The organism is Yoonia sp. SDW83-1 (genome assembly GCF_046762885.1).
Taxonomy (GTDB): domain Bacteria; phylum Pseudomonadota; class Alphaproteobacteria; order Rhodobacterales; family Rhodobacteraceae; genus Yoonia.
Genome location: NZ_JBKQXO010000002.1, coordinates 105,626 through 121,236 on the forward strand (window position 1 = coordinate 105,626; position 15,611 = coordinate 121,236).

Sequence of the window (15,611 nt, forward strand, 5' to 3'; positions counted from 1 at the left end):
ACCCATGTCAACCAATGGACAACGCAAAGATAGTTCCCGATGGTAACCACAACAACACATCCAGAGCAGCGGAGGGATTACCATGGCTGAAAAGGTTTGGGTGACAGGTGCGATGGTATCGCTTGAGTCGACATATCAATTTGCGCCATGGGCAACTTACTACTCGGAAAACAGAGCTGCAACAAAGGCGTCAGCCTCAAAATACATGAAAGCCCAACGGCTTGAACCTTCAGAACGCAAGCCTGATGAGGCAGAACTTTTGCAGGTTACACATTCCATTGATCCGCTTCCGGACATGCTGTCCGATGAATACCTCATCGTCTCGGACAGGTGGCGTGAAACAGCGCAGCAATTCGACCTCGGCAGCACAGCTTTCGATCCGGTTGTTCTTTACGGCTTCCGACGCAAATATCGGTTTGAACTGGACTACAACTACCTGAACATCACCCAAACAAAGGCTTCGGTTGTTCTAGAGAAGTGCAAAGACATTCGCCCACGTCGTGCCGGGAACTGGAATTTTGGACTGCCCGAAAGCCAGATCGCGGTGAACAAAGTGGCGCTGTCAGGCGTCGACCTTTGGATGGAGCCGATCCTCCGCGGCGCCGTCTTCATGAGCGACGCACTCTACACCGCCCTTAACGAACAGAAGCTCCTCAAAAGAACCCGCTTCGCCAAATGCACAATCATAGACTGACCGCCTCAACCCCGCAGGCTGGGCGATGTCACCCATCTCCCGCCAATTCGCTAACGCCGCATTTATATTTCCACCGCACGCATCCCTAACCCTGCAAAATGGGCGCGAAGGGTCCGACGCAAGTCCGACGTTTTGCCGACGCGATGCCGACCGATCATTTTGGCGAAAACCCCCGCATTAACGGGTCATCATGCGATTCGCCCAAACAGGGGTGTTGCCCGGCCCCGGTCGGACCACCGACCGTTGCGCGCATCCGCCGCTACAGCATCTCTCGCAACTCATAAATCAGCGCCAAAGCCTCCTTCGGCGTCAACTCATCCGGCAGCACCTCTTTCAGCCGCCCTTCAACCACGGAATCCTTGGCAACCACAGGCGCTGGCGCCGGTGTCGCTGAAAACAGCGGCAAATCATCAATAATCGCCTTCTGCGCCCCGCCACCCTCGCGCTCACCCTTTTCCAACGCCTCCAGCACCACCTTCGCTCGTTCCACCACCACCGGCGGCAGCCCAGCCAGCCGGGCGACCTGCACGCCATAGCTGCGGTCGGCCGTCCCGCGCTTTACCTCGTGCAGGAAAATAACATCACCGTCCCATTCCTTGACGGTCACAGTGGCATTCTCCACCCCATCCAGCTTGCCCGCCAGCGCGGCCATCTCGTGATAATGCGTGGCGAACAGAGCCCGGCACCGGTTCACATCATGCAGATGTTCCAGCGTGGCCCAGGCAATCGACAACCCATCATAGGTCGCCGTTCCCCGGCCAATTTCATCGAGAATAACAAGGGCTTTGTCATCCGCCTGGTTCAGGATCGCCGCTGTCTCCACCATCTCGACCATAAACGTGGACCGCCCCCGCGCCAGATCATCCGACGCCCCGACACGGCTGAAGATCTGGCTGACGACCCCAATATGCGCCTCCGCCGCCGGCACAAAACTCCCCATCTGCGCGAGGATCGCGAGCAACGCATTCTGCCGCAGAAACGTCGATTTACCTGCCATGTTCGGCCCCGTCAGCAGCCAGATATGGGCGTCGGTCAGCGTACAATCATTGGCCACAAACGGCGCGCCATCCTTCTGCAACGCGGCCTCCACCACCGGATGCCGCCCACCTGAAATCTCAAACGCGCGACTGTCATCGACGCGGGGACGCACCCAGTTTTCATCTGCCGCCAGCTCCGCCAGCCCCCCCGCAAGATCAAACTCGCTCAGCGCACGGGCAAGCGCCCCAAACGGCCCGGCCTGATCCACAATTGCCTGCCGCAAACCGTCATAAAGCCGCTTTTCAATCTCCAGCGCGCGACCACCAGCATTCAGTATCCGCGTCTCGATCTCGCTCAGCGCGACGGTCGTAAACCGCACCTGATTGGCCGTCGTCTGGCGATGAATGAACAGATCATGCGCCATCATCTTCTCAGCATGGGTCGCCGTCGTTTCGATGAAATAACCCAACACATTGTTATGCTTGATCTTTAACGACTGCACGCCGCTGGCCGCCACATATTCCGCCTGCATCCCTGCAATCACCGATCGGCCTTCATCGCGCAGTTTGCGGACCTCATCCAGCTCCGCATCATGGCCCGGCGCGATGAAGCCACCATCACGCGCTAACAGCGGCGGCTCAGCCACCAGCGCATCATCCAAAAGCGCCAGCAGTTCGTCATGCCCGGTCAAATCCCGTGCTGCACCCGCCAGCAAATCCGGCAAATCACCCGGCAACGCCCCGGCCAGCGCCGCCGCCTGTCCCAGCGTATTGCGAATGGCCGTCATATCCCGCGGCCCGCCCCGATTCAGCGCCAAACGCGATAAGGCACGATCCACATCATGCACACCGCGCAAAACATCACGAATATCGGCCCGCAGCCGCGACGCCTCCGCCAGATAGCCGACCGCATCCTGCCGCGCGGCAATGACCGACAGCGAACAAGACGGCGACGCCAACCGCCGCTCCAGCAATCGCGCGCCACCTGCCGTCACCGTCCGGTCAATGCAATGCAACAGCGACCCCTGCCGTCCGCCCGCCATCGCATGGGTCAGTTCCAGCGACCGGCGCGTCGCCGCATCAATCTGCATCGCCGCCGACTGCCCTTCCAGCACCGGCGGGCGCAACAAGGGCAGGTTGCCCTTCTGCGTAATCTCAAGATACTCGGCCACCGCAGACATGGCCGCAATCTCGGCCCGGCCAAAGCTGCCAAAGGCATCCAGCGACCCGACCTTATAAAGCGAACACAAACGCTTCGCCCCTGCCGTGCTGTCAAACGCGGCCGCACCCAATGTGGTCAGAACAGCACCGGCATCGGACACCACGCCGGACCAATCCGCCTCTGACCCATCCACAACAATCACCTCGCGCGGCGCCAACCGGGCGAGCTCCGGCCCCAGCGCGGCCCCAGCACAAGGCATCACATGAAACGCACCCGTCGAGATATCGACCCACGCCAACGCGCCCTCATCCCGGACCACATGATAGGCCGCCAGAAAGTTATGGCGGCGCGCATCCAGCAATGAATCCTCGGTCAGCGTTCCGGGTGTCACCAGCCGGACAACCTCGCGCTTGACCACCGCCTTATAGCCGCGCTTCTTCGCCTCGGCAGGGCTTTCCATCTGCTCGCATACGGCGACGCGAAATCCCTTGCGGATCAGCGTCAGAAAATACCCCTCGGCGGCGTGATGCGGCACGCCGCACATCGGAATATCCTCATCCTCGTGCTTGCCGCGCTTGGTCAGGGCGATATCCAGCGCCTCTGCCGCCGCCACCGCATCATCGAAAAACATCTCGTAAAAATCGCCCATGCGATAGAACAACAGCGCATAGGGATATTGCGCCTTGATCTCAAGATATTGCGCCATCATGGGCGTGGCAGTGGCTTTGGTAGTGGTCATGCATCCCCCGGGATCATCAGCGCCAACACTACCAGCCCCAGAATCCGGCGAAACCCCGAAATCACGTTGCGGGGGCAAACCGGAACCCGCTATGTCTTGGGGACAAAAACGGGGGACAGCATGCCAAAGAATAAACTCACGCGCGAAGACGCGCTGCAATTCCATATGCAGCCGACCCCCGGCAAATGGGAAATCCAGGCGACCGTCCCCATGACCACGCAGCGCGATCTGTCGTTGGCCTATTCCCCCGGCGTTGCCATCCCGTGCGAGGAAATCGCGGCAGACCCGTCCACCGCCTACGACTACACCAACAAGGGCAATCTGGTCGCCGTCATCTCCAACGGTACCGCCGTCCTGGGCCTCGGCAACCTCGGCGCGCTGGGCAGTAAACCGGTGATGGAGGGGAAGTCGGTTCTCTTCAAACGCTTCGCCGATGTGAACTCCATCGACATCGAACTCGACACCGAAGACCCCGATAAATTCATCGAAGCCGTGCGGCTGATGGGCCCGACATTCGGCGGCATCAACCTTGAGGATATCAAGGCGCCCGAATGCTTCATCATCGAACAGACGCTCAAGGAACAGATGGACATCCCCGTGTTCCACGACGACCAGCACGGGACGGCGGTGATCTGCGCGGCGGGGCTGCTGAACGCACTGCACTTGTCCGGCAAAAAGATCGAGGATGTCAAAATCGTCCTCAACGGGGCAGGCGCGGCGGGCATCGCCTGTATTGAACTGCTGAAATTCATGGGCGCGCGGCACGACAACTGCATCGTTTGCGACACCAAGGGTGTGATCTATCAAGGCCGCACCGAAGGCATGAACCAATGGAAATCCGCCCATGCGGTCAAGACCGACCTGCGTAACCTCGAAGAGGCGATGAAGGATTGCGATGTCTTCCTCGGCGTGTCCGTCAAAGGTGCGGTGACGCAGGCCATGGTGGAATCCATGGCCGAAAACCCGGTCATTTTCGCTATGGCCAACCCGGACCCGGAAATCACACCAGAGGACGCGCACGCCGTCCGCCCTGATGCCATCGTTGCCACCGGACGGAGCGATTACCCCAACCAGGTCAACAACGTGCTCGGCTTCCCCTACCTGTTCCGCGGCGCGCTCGACATCCATGCACGTGCCATCAACGAGGAAATGAAAATCGCCTGCGCTGAAGCGCTCGCCGCGCTGGCGCGCGAGGATGTACCGGACGAGGTGGCCATGGCCTATGGCAAGAAACTCACGTTCGGGCGCGACTACATCATCCCCACGCCCTTCGATCCCCGCCTGATCCACCGCATTCCTACCGCCGTCGCACAGGCCGGCATGAAAACCGGTGTCGCGCGGCGACCCATCGTGGATATGGACGCCTACGAGCTGTCACTCAAATCGCGGATGGACCCAACCCAATCCATCCTGCGCAGCCTCAATGCCCGCGCCCGCGCAAACCAATCCACCGTGGTCTTTGCCGAGGGCGACGATCCGCGCGTTCTGCGCGCCGCCGTCCTTTACCAACGGTCCGGCATGGGTAAGGCGTTGGTCGTTGGGCGCGAGGATGACGTGAACGAAAAACTCACCGCCGAAGGGCTGGGCGAAGCGGTTGATGAACTGCAAGTCGTCAACGCCGCCAACACAGATCACCTCGAAACCTACAAATCATTCCTCTACCAACGGCTACAGCGCAAAGGGTTCGATATGGCTGATGTGCATCGGCTGGCAGCCCGCGACCGGCATGTGTTCGCAACCCTGATGCTGGCGCATGGGCACGCTGACGGGATGGTCACCGGGGCGACCCGCAAATCGGCGCATGTCCTTGAACTGATCAACCACGTCTTTGACGCGCAACCCCATGATGGGGCTGTCGGGGTTACGGCAGTTCTGCTCAAGGGTCGGATCGTGCTGATCACTGACACGCTGGTCCACGAATGGCCCGACGAAAACGACCTTGCCGATATCGCGGAACGGGGGGCGTCCGTCGCCCGTGAATTGGGCCTTGAACCCCGCGTGGCGTTCCTGTCCTTCTCGACCTTCGGTTACCCCGTCTCTGAACGAGCGGAAAAAATGCATCAGGCACCACGGGTTCTCGATGCGCGCCGGGTCGATTTCGAATACGAGGGCGAAATGACTGTCGATGTGGCGCTCAATCCGCAGGCGCAGGAAAACTATCCGTTCCAGCGGCTGACCGGCCCCGCGAATGTGCTGGTCGTTCCAGCCCGGCATTCTGCGTCGATTTCGGTCAAGCTGATGCAGGAAATGGCGGGGGCGACCGTTATCGGGCCAATCCTGTCGGGCATAGGCAAACCGATCCAGATTTGTTCAACCGTTTCAACGGTCAACGACATCCTTAACATGGCCGTCATCGCCGCCTGCAAGGTCGACTAGGCGACACGTGCCGCCGGGCGATAAAACGGTTGTGATCCAATTCGGTCAAGTTTCCCCTTAATTTTCGCCCCATTCGGCGACCATAGTGAAGGTGTTAATTAGTACTGGATTTAGAAATGACCGATTCCGAGATAAGCGATATCCTCGCGCACTTGACCGGCCCTCGCGATAAACATGTTTTCGCGCATGCCTATAACTGCCAATGCCTCTACCCCGCGCACCGACCGCCGACGATCAGGGCGGGCATCCGCAAGCTGCAGCTTTATCGACGGTTGGGGCTTGTCACCAAACGGCCGGGGCAGGAAAACCTGATCGTCGAAGAGGCAGAACATATCTTGTCAGAGCGTGGCCTGAAGGTCGGCAGGGCGATTAACGAACGCTTCAAACTCGCCCTTGCTGTCCCACCATTGTAGGCCAGCGCTTGGGCATTGATCCTCTGCGTGTTCTGTAAGACTGTAACCAGACGAACAGACAGGGCGGGGGATACAGCAAAATGGCCATCTGGAACCTCGGCTCGATCAATGCCGATTTCGTCTATGCGGTGCCGCACATCCCCGCGCCCGGCGAAACGCTGTCATCGACCAACAGACAAACCTTTCTGGGGGGAAAGGGGGCGAATATGTCCGTTGCCGCCGCGCGCGCCGCAGCCCATGTGAACCATATCGGCGCTGTGGGTCAGGATGGGCGCTGGGCCGTAGAGCGCCTGCTTGAATACGGCGTCGACACACGCAACATCACGGAAATCGAAACCGAGACCGCGCAGGCCATTATCATGGTGACCCCCGATGGTGAAAACGCCATCATCCTGCACCCCGGTGCAAATGCCGAAATCCCGCAGGCCACGCTGCAGACGGCCATGGCAGAGGCGCAGACAGGCGACTGGCTGGTCATCCAGAACGAAACCAACCTGCAACGGACCGCCGCCACTTTGGGTAAGAAAATGGGGTTGAAGGTCGCCTATGCCGCCGCCCCCTTTGATGCGGATCGGGTGCAGGCCGTTCTGCCTCATCTCGATTTCCTGATCCTGAACGCGGTCGAGGCTGATCAACTGGCAAATGCCACCGGAAAATCCCCCGCCGAACTGCCCGTCAGGGATGTGATCGTAACGCTCGGCAGTGATGGCGCTGATTGGTACGGGGGTCATGGCAAACAGCATTTCGACGCGATCAAGGTTGATCCAGTGGACACCACCGGTGCAGGCGACACCTTCACCGGCTATGTTCTGGCGGGGCTGGACCGGGGAATGCCCATGGGGCAAGCCATCCAGCAAGCGACAAAGGCCGGCGCACTGATGGTCACCCGCCACGGCACGGCGGACGTGATCCCCGACTTGTCAGAAGTACAGGCGTTTCAGCTATGACCACCCGCAAACGGTGCCGCATCACCCCATAGCTGACGCACCCGCGCATCCCGACCGCAGCCTTCACGATAGAACTTGTACGCCTCGCTTTGCACCTTCGGTCCGCGCCGGGTCAGGATCGTATCCGTTCCGCGATAGTAATCCTGATGATAGGCCTCAGCCTCATAGAACCGGGCCGCATCAAGGATCGGGGTCACGATGGTCAGGCCCAGCGCACGTTCAGCAGACAACTTCGCCCGTTCCGCCGCCGCCCGCTCTTCGGCGTTCGCCACAAAGACGGCAGTGCGATAACTCGGGCCCCGATCACAAAACTGACCACCAGCATCGGTCGGATCAACCGACCGGAAAAACGCATGCAGCAGCTGATCGTAACTCACCACCTCGGCGTCATAGACAATCTGCACCGCCTCGTAATGACCGGACCCTTTCAGCGTGCGATATGTCGGGTTTTCGGTCGTGCCCCCGGTATATCCCGATATCACCTCGCGGACGCCCTGCACGCTTTCGAAATCGCTCTCGACACACCAGAAACACCCGCCCGCCACAACAGCGGTCCGCATATCCTCGGCCATAGCAGCACCCGGCAGCAGGGCCAGGGCAAACACTTTCATCATCTTCAGCATCGGCGCCTCCTTCACACACCACCCTTCACGGCTTTGGGTGGATGGCGCAACTCTATGCCCAGCACCTCACGCGCAGTTTACCTCTTGGAACCGCCGCAAACCCGCCCTAGCGTCGCAAATCAGGAGGATCCAATGACCAAAGTCACAACCCACCAGGCAGAAGAAGACGCGCGCAACGACCAAATCCTGATCTATGTTGACGGGCGGATCGTGCCCAAGGCGCAGGCCATGGTCAGCGTCTATGACAGCGGCTTCATGCTGGGCGATGGGGTCTGGGAGGGGCTGCGTCTCTACGATGGGAAATGGGCGTTCGCCAATGAACATCTCGACCGGTTGTTCGAAGCAGCCAAAGCCATCGATCTCAATATCGGCAAGACACGCGATCAGGTCATGACGGCGCTTCTGGACACGCAAAAAGCCAACAACATGACGACAGACGCCCACGCACGGCTGATGGTGACACGCGGGGTGAAACACCGGCCGTTCCAGCACCCTGGCCTGTCACGGTCCGGGCCGACCTTCGTGATCATCATGGAACATTCCAAACCCAAGATTCCGCGCCCGATCACGCTGGCCACCGTGCCGCATATGCGCGGGCTGCCGATGACGCAGGATCCAAAACTCAACAGCCATTCGAAACTCAACTGCATCCTCGCCTGCATCGCCGCCGAAAAGGCCGGCGCGGACGAGGCGCTGATGCTCGACGTGCATGGGTTCGTGAACACTACCAACGCCTGCAACTTCTTCATCGTCAAACATGGGCAGGTCTGGACCAGTACCGGCGACTACTGCATGAACGGGATCACCCGGCAAAAGGTCATCGACCTGTGCCGCACCAATGACATCCCCGTCTTCGAACGCAACTTCAGCCTGGTCGACACCTATTCCGCGGATGAGGCTTTCCTGACCGGCACATTCGGCGCCCAGACCCCAGTAGGTCGCATCGACGGACGGACAATCGGCACCGGCGAACTGGGGCCGATGACAGAACGGCTGCGCGGACTTTACAAACAGCTTGTGGAAAACGCATGAAAATCGCCATGTGGTCCGGCCCGCGTAACCTGTCGACGGCGATGATGTACGCCTTCGGCAACCGCCCCGATTTCGCTGTCTGGGACGAACCGTTCTATGCGCCTTACATTGCCGCGACCGGCGCCGACCACCCGATGCGGGCCGAGGTTCTGGCCGCCCACGAAACCGACCCGCAACTGGTCGCCGACCGCTGCGCCGGACCGATCCCCGACGGAAAACCGCATTTCTACATGAAACACATGCCGCATCACATGATCGATGGCTTCCCCATCGACTGGACGCAGGATTGTGTGAACATCCACCTGATCCGACACCCCGCCCGCGTCATCGCCAGCTACGGGGCCAAACGGGACAGCATGACGATGGACGATATCGGCTTCGCCGCGCAAACCCGGCTCTATGACCGGATCGGCGGGCTTGTCATCGACAGCGCCGACATCCGGGAAAACCCAGAACGGATGCTCAAAAAACTCTGCGACGCCATCGGACTGCCATTCGACACCGCGATGCTGTCCTGGCCCGCCGGACCGCGCGCTGCAGACGGGGCCTGGGCCTCACACTGGTACGGCGCCGTCCACCAAAGCACCGGCTTCGCCGGGGCAGAGGGGCCGCTGCCCATTGTCGATCCACAGCATCAGGAACTATTTGCGGATGCCTTCCGGCACTATTCAAAGCTCTTTTCTTGCAGAATGAGCATAAGTCATTGATTTAGATTCGTAATTCTTGAGTGCTAACCGTTTGAATTTATTTGTTGAATCTGGCACGCTCTGATGACAGAATGGAAATAGGGCAGCCACCCAAACTGACGATAGCTGCCCTATGCCTCACTTCTTCTTACGAGGTTTGGTCGTTTTCACGGTCTCGACAACATGCGTGCGAGGCTTGTTGCGAGCCGTGGCGACCGTTGTAAAGCGACCTGTAACTGCGCTACGGCCAACTTTTCGAGTCTTACTCTTCATCCGGTTTCACCCCCTTTCTTGAGCTGGATGTGCTATAAGTAGGGGTCGCAATCTATCGTACCCCACTATAGAGTAGCAGGTCCAATATCTGGGAGTCTACAAAAAGGACTCCTTTTGTTCTTTCATAAGAAGCTTCGTCGTCAGCCTTTCAACAACTCGCCCAGCTTCATCGCGGTCGTAACATCGCCCGACACTTTCAGCTTGCCCATCATGACGCCCGTCATCGGGTTCAGCTTCCCGGTGATCAGCTTTGCCAGATTAGATTCTGTGATCTTGATCGTACAATCAGTTTGCTGGTCATCCCGGCTGACGGCATTATCAGCCAGTACGATCACGCCATCGGTGCCGCAATCAAACTTCAGGCTACCGTCAAACTGGCGCTTCGAGAGCCCCTGCTGCATGCGGCCTGCGATTTCCGAAATATCCAAAACGATCCTCCCTCAAAACCAAAGCCATGGTTAGGAAGGCAAAGCAGATCGGGCAACAGTGACGCTGGGTGACAAACTACAACGCCTTCTCTAATTGCACCTCGCCACCCGACATCTTGCCTGTCAGCACGTAGCCCAGCGACTGATACATCCCGATCGCCGCAGCATTGTCCTCGACCGCTTGGATCTGCACACAGCGCCGCCGGCGCTCTCGCGCCCAGTTTTCGGCAAAGGCCATCGCCGCCTTGCCATAGCCTTGCCGCTGGAAATTCTTGCCAATCAACAATCGCCAGACATAGACCGCGTCAGGCGCGTCGATCTCTTCGCGATCCTCATGTTCGGCCATATCGATCAACGCGATAAGCCCGACCCGCGTGTCCCCATCCCAAAGGCAAAAATCATAAGCCCCTGTTTCGAATCGCGCCTGTGCGATGGTCATTGTGTTAGGCGCGATAAAGCGGTCCTGATCAGCATGGACGGTGATCTTTTCTAACGGAGAAACATCCTTGCCAGTGATCGGGCGCGCCTCAAGCACAATGGCTATCCTTTCGTGCGTCTGTTCCGCGCCGCCAGCAACTTCAACCGCAACGCATTCAACTGAATGAACCCTTGCGCGTCCGATTGATCATAAGCGCCCATATCTTCCTCAAACGTCACATGCGCCTCGGAATAAAGGGTGCTATCGGACCAGCGCGCCACCGTATTGCAGGACCCTTTATACAGTTTCACCCGCACGGTCCCGGACACATGCTCCTGTGATTTATCAATCAACGCCTGCAGCATCTCGCGCTCTGGCGAGAACCAGAACCCGTTATAGATCAACTCCGCATAACGCGGCATGATGCTGTCCTTCAGATGGCCCGCCCCGCTATCCAGCGTGATCTGCTCGATCCCGCGATGGGCCTCCAGCAACACGGTCCCGCCGGGGGTCTCATAAATCCCCCGCGACTTCATCCCGACAAACCGGTTTTCCACCAAATCAAGACGACCCACACCATGCTTGCCGCCCAGCTCATTCAGCCTGGTCAGGATCGTGGCAGGTGACATCGCCTCACCATTGATCGCCACCGCGTCACCCTTTTCAAACGTGATCTCTACCATCTCGGGCTGATCCGGGGCATCTTCCGGGGCGACCGTGCGCTGATAAACATAATCCGGCGCTTCTACGGCCGGGTCCTCAAGAACCTTCCCCTCGGACGAAGTATGCAACAGGTTCGCATCCACACTGAACGGGGCCTCGCCGCGCTTGTCCTTGGCAATCGGGATCTGATGCTTCTCGGCAAAATCGATCAGCTTGGTCCGACTGCCGAGGTCCCATGTCCGCCACGGGGCCACAACCTTGATCTCGGGGTTCAGGGCATAGGCTGCCAGCTCAAACCGGACCTGATCGTTGCCCTTGCCTGTCGCGCCATGGGACACAGCATCGGCACCTTCAGCCGCCGCAATCTCAACCAGCCGCTTTGAAATCAAAGGCCGCGCAATGGATGTCCCCAGCAGATACAAACCCTCATAAAGCGCATTCGCCCGAAACATCGGAAACACAAAATCGCGGACAAACTCCTCGCGCAGATCCTCGATATAGATGGCGCTCGCGCCCATCATCTCGGCCTTCTTGCGGGCCGGTTCCAGCTCCTCACCCTGACCCAGATCGGCGGTAAAGGTGACGACCTCACAGCCATACTCCGTCTGCAGCCATTTCAGAATGATCGAGGTATCAAGTCCGCCGGAATAGGCGAGAACGACTTTCTTTGGAGCAGTCATGCGCAGAACCCTTGCGTCAGATGTATCTGAGCCCGCGCGATATCGGTTTTCCGGACAAGGGGCAAGACGGCCCCTCAGGCGAGGGCCTTCAGCGATTGATCCACGACATCCTTTCCGAAAGCCGGATCAAAAACCTTGTCCCAAACCTCACTCGAGCGCTTGGCGTCATAGTCGTAAACTTGCCCGGATTGTGATGTCTCATCCATCAAAACACGGCACCCCGCAGCGGCGGAATTGGCCGGAGTACTTGCGCCGGGAATGGCACGGGTAAAGATAGGAAGCACGCGCCGCCAGACCCATTGCACAGGTGCGGGGGCCGTGCGCACCAGTCCCGTGCCCGGCATCAGCCCCGGATCAAGCGTCAGAAAACGGGTTTCAGGATGGCGTCGGGCCATTTCAGCAGCGGTGGCCATGAACAGAAGCTTACTGGTGGCATATCGGTCCATCCCGGCCTTCTGGTCATTGGCGGCATCCATATCGCCACGGGCCAGCGCCGCGATCGACGAAAACCGGCCGCCGCGAAAGCCAAATATCTTGGCAATGTGATCATCCGGGTTATGTGTCCCGCTCCCGACACCCAGCACGACGCCATCTCTTAGCCATGGCAGCAATCCCATGGTCAGTTGCAATGGGCCAAGATGGTTGACCGCCAGCGTCATCTCGACATTGTCCGGTGAAAACTGGATCGGACCGGTAAACTGCAATCCCGCATTGTTGATCAGCGCAAACAAGGGTTCTGACCATCCCTCGACAAAGGCCTGGATCGACGCGCGCGACGCCAGATCAAGCTGCATCGCCTGCACATGCGGACCCAATGACGCCGCAACCGCCTGACCCGCCTTCAGATCGCGTACGGCCAGAATAATTTTGGCATCCTGCAGCTTGCTCAGCTCTCTGGCAAAGGCAAGGCCCAGACCCCTTGTCGCGCCAGTGATCAGGATCGTCTTCATGGCATGGCTCCGTTTGATTTTGCGTTCCATATCTGTCAGACAAAGAATATGAATGATCCTTCAGGTTTGGAATTCGCATTTCAGGAACCGCCCATGCAAGCCACGAAAACTCAACGAAAACAACCGGTTCAGAAGAGGTCGCAGATCACCTGCGACGCTATTGTCGAAGCAACTATTCAGGTTCTGCTACGCGATGGGGCGGCCCGGCTGACGACAACGCGGGTGGCAGAGCGTGCGGGCGTATCGGTCGGAACGCTGTACCAATATTACCCCAACAAATCCGCGCTGATAGAAGCGGTTCGCGCACGCTATTTCGGCTTGATGTCAGCGGCGGTGCAGAAAATTGTCGGACAGGGCGCCGATGGCAGTCTGGAGCAGGTGATGGATCAGGCGCTGACCGCCGTCATCGAAATGAAGCAGCAGAACCTCCCCCTCAGCCGGGCACTGGCAGAGCTGCCGGGTGACCCGGATCAACCCGACTTCGCGGCAGAGGTCGTGGGCCATTTTGCAGAATTCATCCTGCCATTGATCTCGTCTGACGCACCTCCAACCGCTGCGCAGCGCTCTCATGCGCTCGCCACGATGGCGGCACTCGAAGGGCTGCTATCCTACGCGGTCAAAAACGCACCCGATTGGCTGGGACAGCCATGGTTCCTGGCGCGGTCCAAAGCATTGGCGCATTCGGGCCTCTCCGACCCTCCGATCAACTATTGATATCGCTCAACTCGGCCCCGCCATGCCGGTGTATGCCAGCCCACGTCAATCAGGTGCAGATCCAGGGGGCGGCGATGATTTCACGACGGGGGTTGATCATGACCACAGTGTCGGCAGCAGCTATAGGCGGCATCGGTTACGGGCTCTGGCCGCGGCTCGACGGGTATCAGGAATTGTTGGAACAGCAGCGACGGCTGTTGTCGGCTGACCCCGATCTGACCGAACTTGTGCGGCTATCGACCCTCGCCGCGAATGGCCACAACACGCAACCATGGGTGTTTCAACTGCGCGAGAACGGCCTGAGCATCCACCCCGACCTCACGCGTCGGACGGCAGTAGTCGATCCTGATGACCACCACCTTTATGTCAGCCTTGGCTGTGCCGCTGAAAATCTGGTCATCGCGGCGGCTGCGACAGGTCGGTCAGCAGGTGTCGGTATTGCAGGCGGCGCTGAAACGTCCATCGACGTCGCCTTTGAAAGCGGCCCGGTAACAGAGGGACCCCTTTATCAGGCCATCCCCCAGCGCCAATCAACACGTTCGGCGTATGACGGGCAGCCGATATCAGCCAGCGATATCGGCTTGTTAGAAGCAGCAGTGCAGGAAGAGGGTGTTTCTGTTCAGTTCTTCACAGAGGCGTCCGACCGCGATGCAATCCTTGAAATGGTTATCGAAGGCAATAGCGCGCAGATCGACGATCCGGCCTTCGTGGCAGAGCTGCGTGACTGGATCAGGTTCAGCTCTGGGCGTGCGGTAGCAACCGGCGACGGGCTTTTCAGCGCGTGTTCCGGCAACCCGGTGACGCCGGAATGGATGGGCGGCTTTTTATTCAACGCGGTCTTCACCAAGGATGCCGAAAATGACAAGTATCGCGATCATATTCGGTCTTCTGCAGGGGTCGCGGTCTTTATTGGCGACCGCGCTGACCCGGAACACTGGATCAAGGTTGGCCGCAGCTTCGAACGCTTTGCCTTGCAGGCCACGGCGCTGGGCATCCGTAGCGCGCATATCAACCAACCCATCGAAGTACCGTCACTGCGTCAGGAACTCGCGGGGTGGCTGGGGATGCCGGATGGGCGACCGGACCTTGTCGTCAGGTTTGGTCGTGCGCCGGCTTTGCCAATGTCGCTGCGACGCCCGGTCGAGGCTGTAATTGTCTGAGCCTGCAGGCCGTTAGTTCCTTAACACCACATTAGGATTCCGACCGCGCGCTGCCTTAACCCGCCAAAATGCGGCAAAAGGGTCCGACGCAAGTCCGACGTTTTGCCGACGCGATGCCGACCGGCAATTTTAGCCAAAACCCAGTGTTAACTGATGATTCGCAAAAACGCCGATCCCGGGGTGTTGCGTCAGCCTGCCCCACCCACCGAACGTTGCGCGGTCCCGTTCAACCTTTCCAGAAATGCCGCGTCGCCCCGGTTGAACAAAAGCGGTACTGCTGCCGCCAGATCCATCCAGATCGCCGTATGTTCAGGCTCGGTCGGGTCGCTTAGCCGACGTACGGGAAAAGCCTGATAGATATGGCAGATTTTCTCGGCCCATTTGTCATATTCGGGCATATAGGCAAACCGCCGGAACGCCCCCAATCTCCGCGGCCGGGCGATGGTCCAGCCAGTTTCCTCGAACACCTCCCGATGCAATGCGCGGACCATGCTTTCACCCGGATCAACCCCGCCGCCGGGCAGTTGCAGCTCGTTATGGATACCGCCCTGCCAGGTCAGCAACACCTGACCCTCACGCAACAAAACCCCATAAGCCCCGTGCCTTACCCGATACCGCTGCCCGTTTTTTGGCACCTCGCCATACCGCCTGATCATAGCTCACCCCTTGGACGCTG

At 59.2% G+C, this 15,611-nt stretch carries 15 protein-coding genes; 8 read left to right on the forward strand and 7 right to left on the reverse strand.

Features of this window, described 5'->3' with window-relative positions; all coding sequences use genetic code 11:
- The first annotated feature begins 82 nt into the window (after positions 1-82).
- Entirely contained in the window at positions 83-694 is a 612-nt protein-coding gene (locus ACFWW4_RS02850; protein ID WP_411889479.1) for a hypothetical protein, read from the forward strand.
- Between the two features lie 259 nt (positions 695-953).
- Here ACFWW4_RS02850 and mutS read toward each other — a convergent pair whose 3' ends face one another.
- The gene (gene mutS, locus ACFWW4_RS02855) at positions 954-3,572 is read right to left on the reverse strand and encodes a DNA mismatch repair protein MutS (RefSeq protein WP_411889480.1); all 2,619 of its coding nucleotides are present in this window, start codon (positions 3,570-3,572) and stop codon (positions 954-956) included.
- A 120-nt stretch (positions 3,573-3,692) separates the two neighbouring features.
- On the opposite strand from mutS, the gene ACFWW4_RS02860 reads away from it, so the two are divergent.
- From ACFWW4_RS02860 to ACFWW4_RS02870, 3 genes are all read left to right on the forward strand, one after another.
- Entirely contained in the window at positions 3,693-5,948 is a 2,256-nt protein-coding gene (locus ACFWW4_RS02860; RefSeq protein ID WP_393932762.1) for an NADP-dependent malic enzyme, read from the forward strand.
- Between the two features lie 116 nt (positions 5,949-6,064).
- Positions 6,065-6,361: a hypothetical protein gene (locus ACFWW4_RS02865; protein WP_411889481.1), complete on the forward strand. Its 297-nt coding sequence runs from the start codon at positions 6,065-6,067 to the stop codon at positions 6,359-6,361.
- 80 nt (positions 6,362-6,441) lie between these two features.
- Positions 6,442-7,308: a ribokinase gene (locus ACFWW4_RS02870; RefSeq protein WP_411889482.1), complete on the forward strand. Its 867-nt coding sequence runs from the start codon at positions 6,442-6,444 to the stop codon at positions 7,306-7,308.
- On the opposite strand, the gene msrA is transcribed toward ACFWW4_RS02870, so the two are convergent.
- Complete coding sequence (msrA, locus tag ACFWW4_RS02875; protein WP_411889483.1) at positions 7,299-7,931, reverse strand: peptide-methionine (S)-S-oxide reductase MsrA; 633 nt, start codon at positions 7,929-7,931, stop codon at positions 7,299-7,301. The genes ACFWW4_RS02870 and msrA overlap by 10 nt on opposite strands.
- Positions 7,932-8,063: 132 nt before the next feature.
- Here msrA and ACFWW4_RS02880 point away from each other — a divergent pair, with 132 nt between their 5' ends.
- A complete protein-coding gene (locus ACFWW4_RS02880) occupies positions 8,064-8,963 on the forward strand; it encodes a D-amino acid aminotransferase (RefSeq protein ID WP_411889484.1) in 900 nt (299 codons plus the stop codon).
- A complete protein-coding gene (locus ACFWW4_RS02885; protein ID WP_411889485.1) occupies positions 8,960-9,670 on the forward strand; it encodes an HAD family hydrolase in 711 nt (236 codons plus the stop codon). The genes ACFWW4_RS02880 and ACFWW4_RS02885 overlap by 4 nt, the downstream gene beginning before the upstream one ends.
- Before the next feature lie 392 nt (positions 9,671-10,062).
- Here ACFWW4_RS02885 and ACFWW4_RS02890 read toward each other — a convergent pair whose 3' ends face one another.
- From ACFWW4_RS02890 to ACFWW4_RS02905, 4 genes are all read right to left on the reverse strand, one after another.
- Entirely contained in the window at positions 10,063-10,323 is a 261-nt protein-coding gene (locus ACFWW4_RS02890) for an SCP2 sterol-binding domain-containing protein (protein ID WP_411889703.1), read from the reverse strand.
- A 103-nt stretch (positions 10,324-10,426) separates the two neighbouring features.
- Complete coding sequence (locus tag ACFWW4_RS02895; protein WP_411889486.1) at positions 10,427-10,885, reverse strand: GNAT family N-acetyltransferase; 459 nt, start codon at positions 10,883-10,885, stop codon at positions 10,427-10,429.
- A 5-nt stretch (positions 10,886-10,890) separates the two neighbouring features.
- Positions 10,891-12,111 carry an argininosuccinate synthase gene (locus ACFWW4_RS02900; RefSeq protein WP_411889487.1) on the reverse strand — a complete coding sequence of 407 codons (1,221 nt, stop codon included), beginning with the start codon at positions 12,109-12,111 and terminating at the stop codon, positions 10,891-10,893.
- Between the two features lie 74 nt (positions 12,112-12,185).
- On the reverse strand, positions 12,186-13,061 hold the full coding sequence (locus tag ACFWW4_RS02905) for an SDR family NAD(P)-dependent oxidoreductase (protein WP_411889488.1): 876 nt from the start codon (positions 13,059-13,061) through the stop codon (positions 12,186-12,188).
- A 93-nt stretch (positions 13,062-13,154) separates the two neighbouring features.
- Here ACFWW4_RS02905 and ACFWW4_RS02910 point away from each other — a divergent pair, with 93 nt between their 5' ends.
- Entirely contained in the window at positions 13,155-13,775 is a 621-nt protein-coding gene (locus ACFWW4_RS02910) for a TetR/AcrR family transcriptional regulator (protein WP_411889489.1), read from the forward strand.
- A gap of 98 nt (positions 13,776-13,873) precedes the next feature.
- Positions 13,874-14,935: an Acg family FMN-binding oxidoreductase gene (locus ACFWW4_RS02915; protein WP_411889490.1), complete on the forward strand. Its 1,062-nt coding sequence runs from the start codon at positions 13,874-13,876 to the stop codon at positions 14,933-14,935.
- Positions 14,936-15,123: 188 nt separating this feature from the next.
- On the opposite strand, the gene ACFWW4_RS02920 is transcribed toward ACFWW4_RS02915, so the two are convergent.
- Entirely contained in the window at positions 15,124-15,591 is a 468-nt protein-coding gene (locus tag ACFWW4_RS02920; protein ID WP_411889491.1) for an NUDIX hydrolase, read from the reverse strand.
- Positions 15,592-15,611 lie beyond the last annotated feature (20 nt).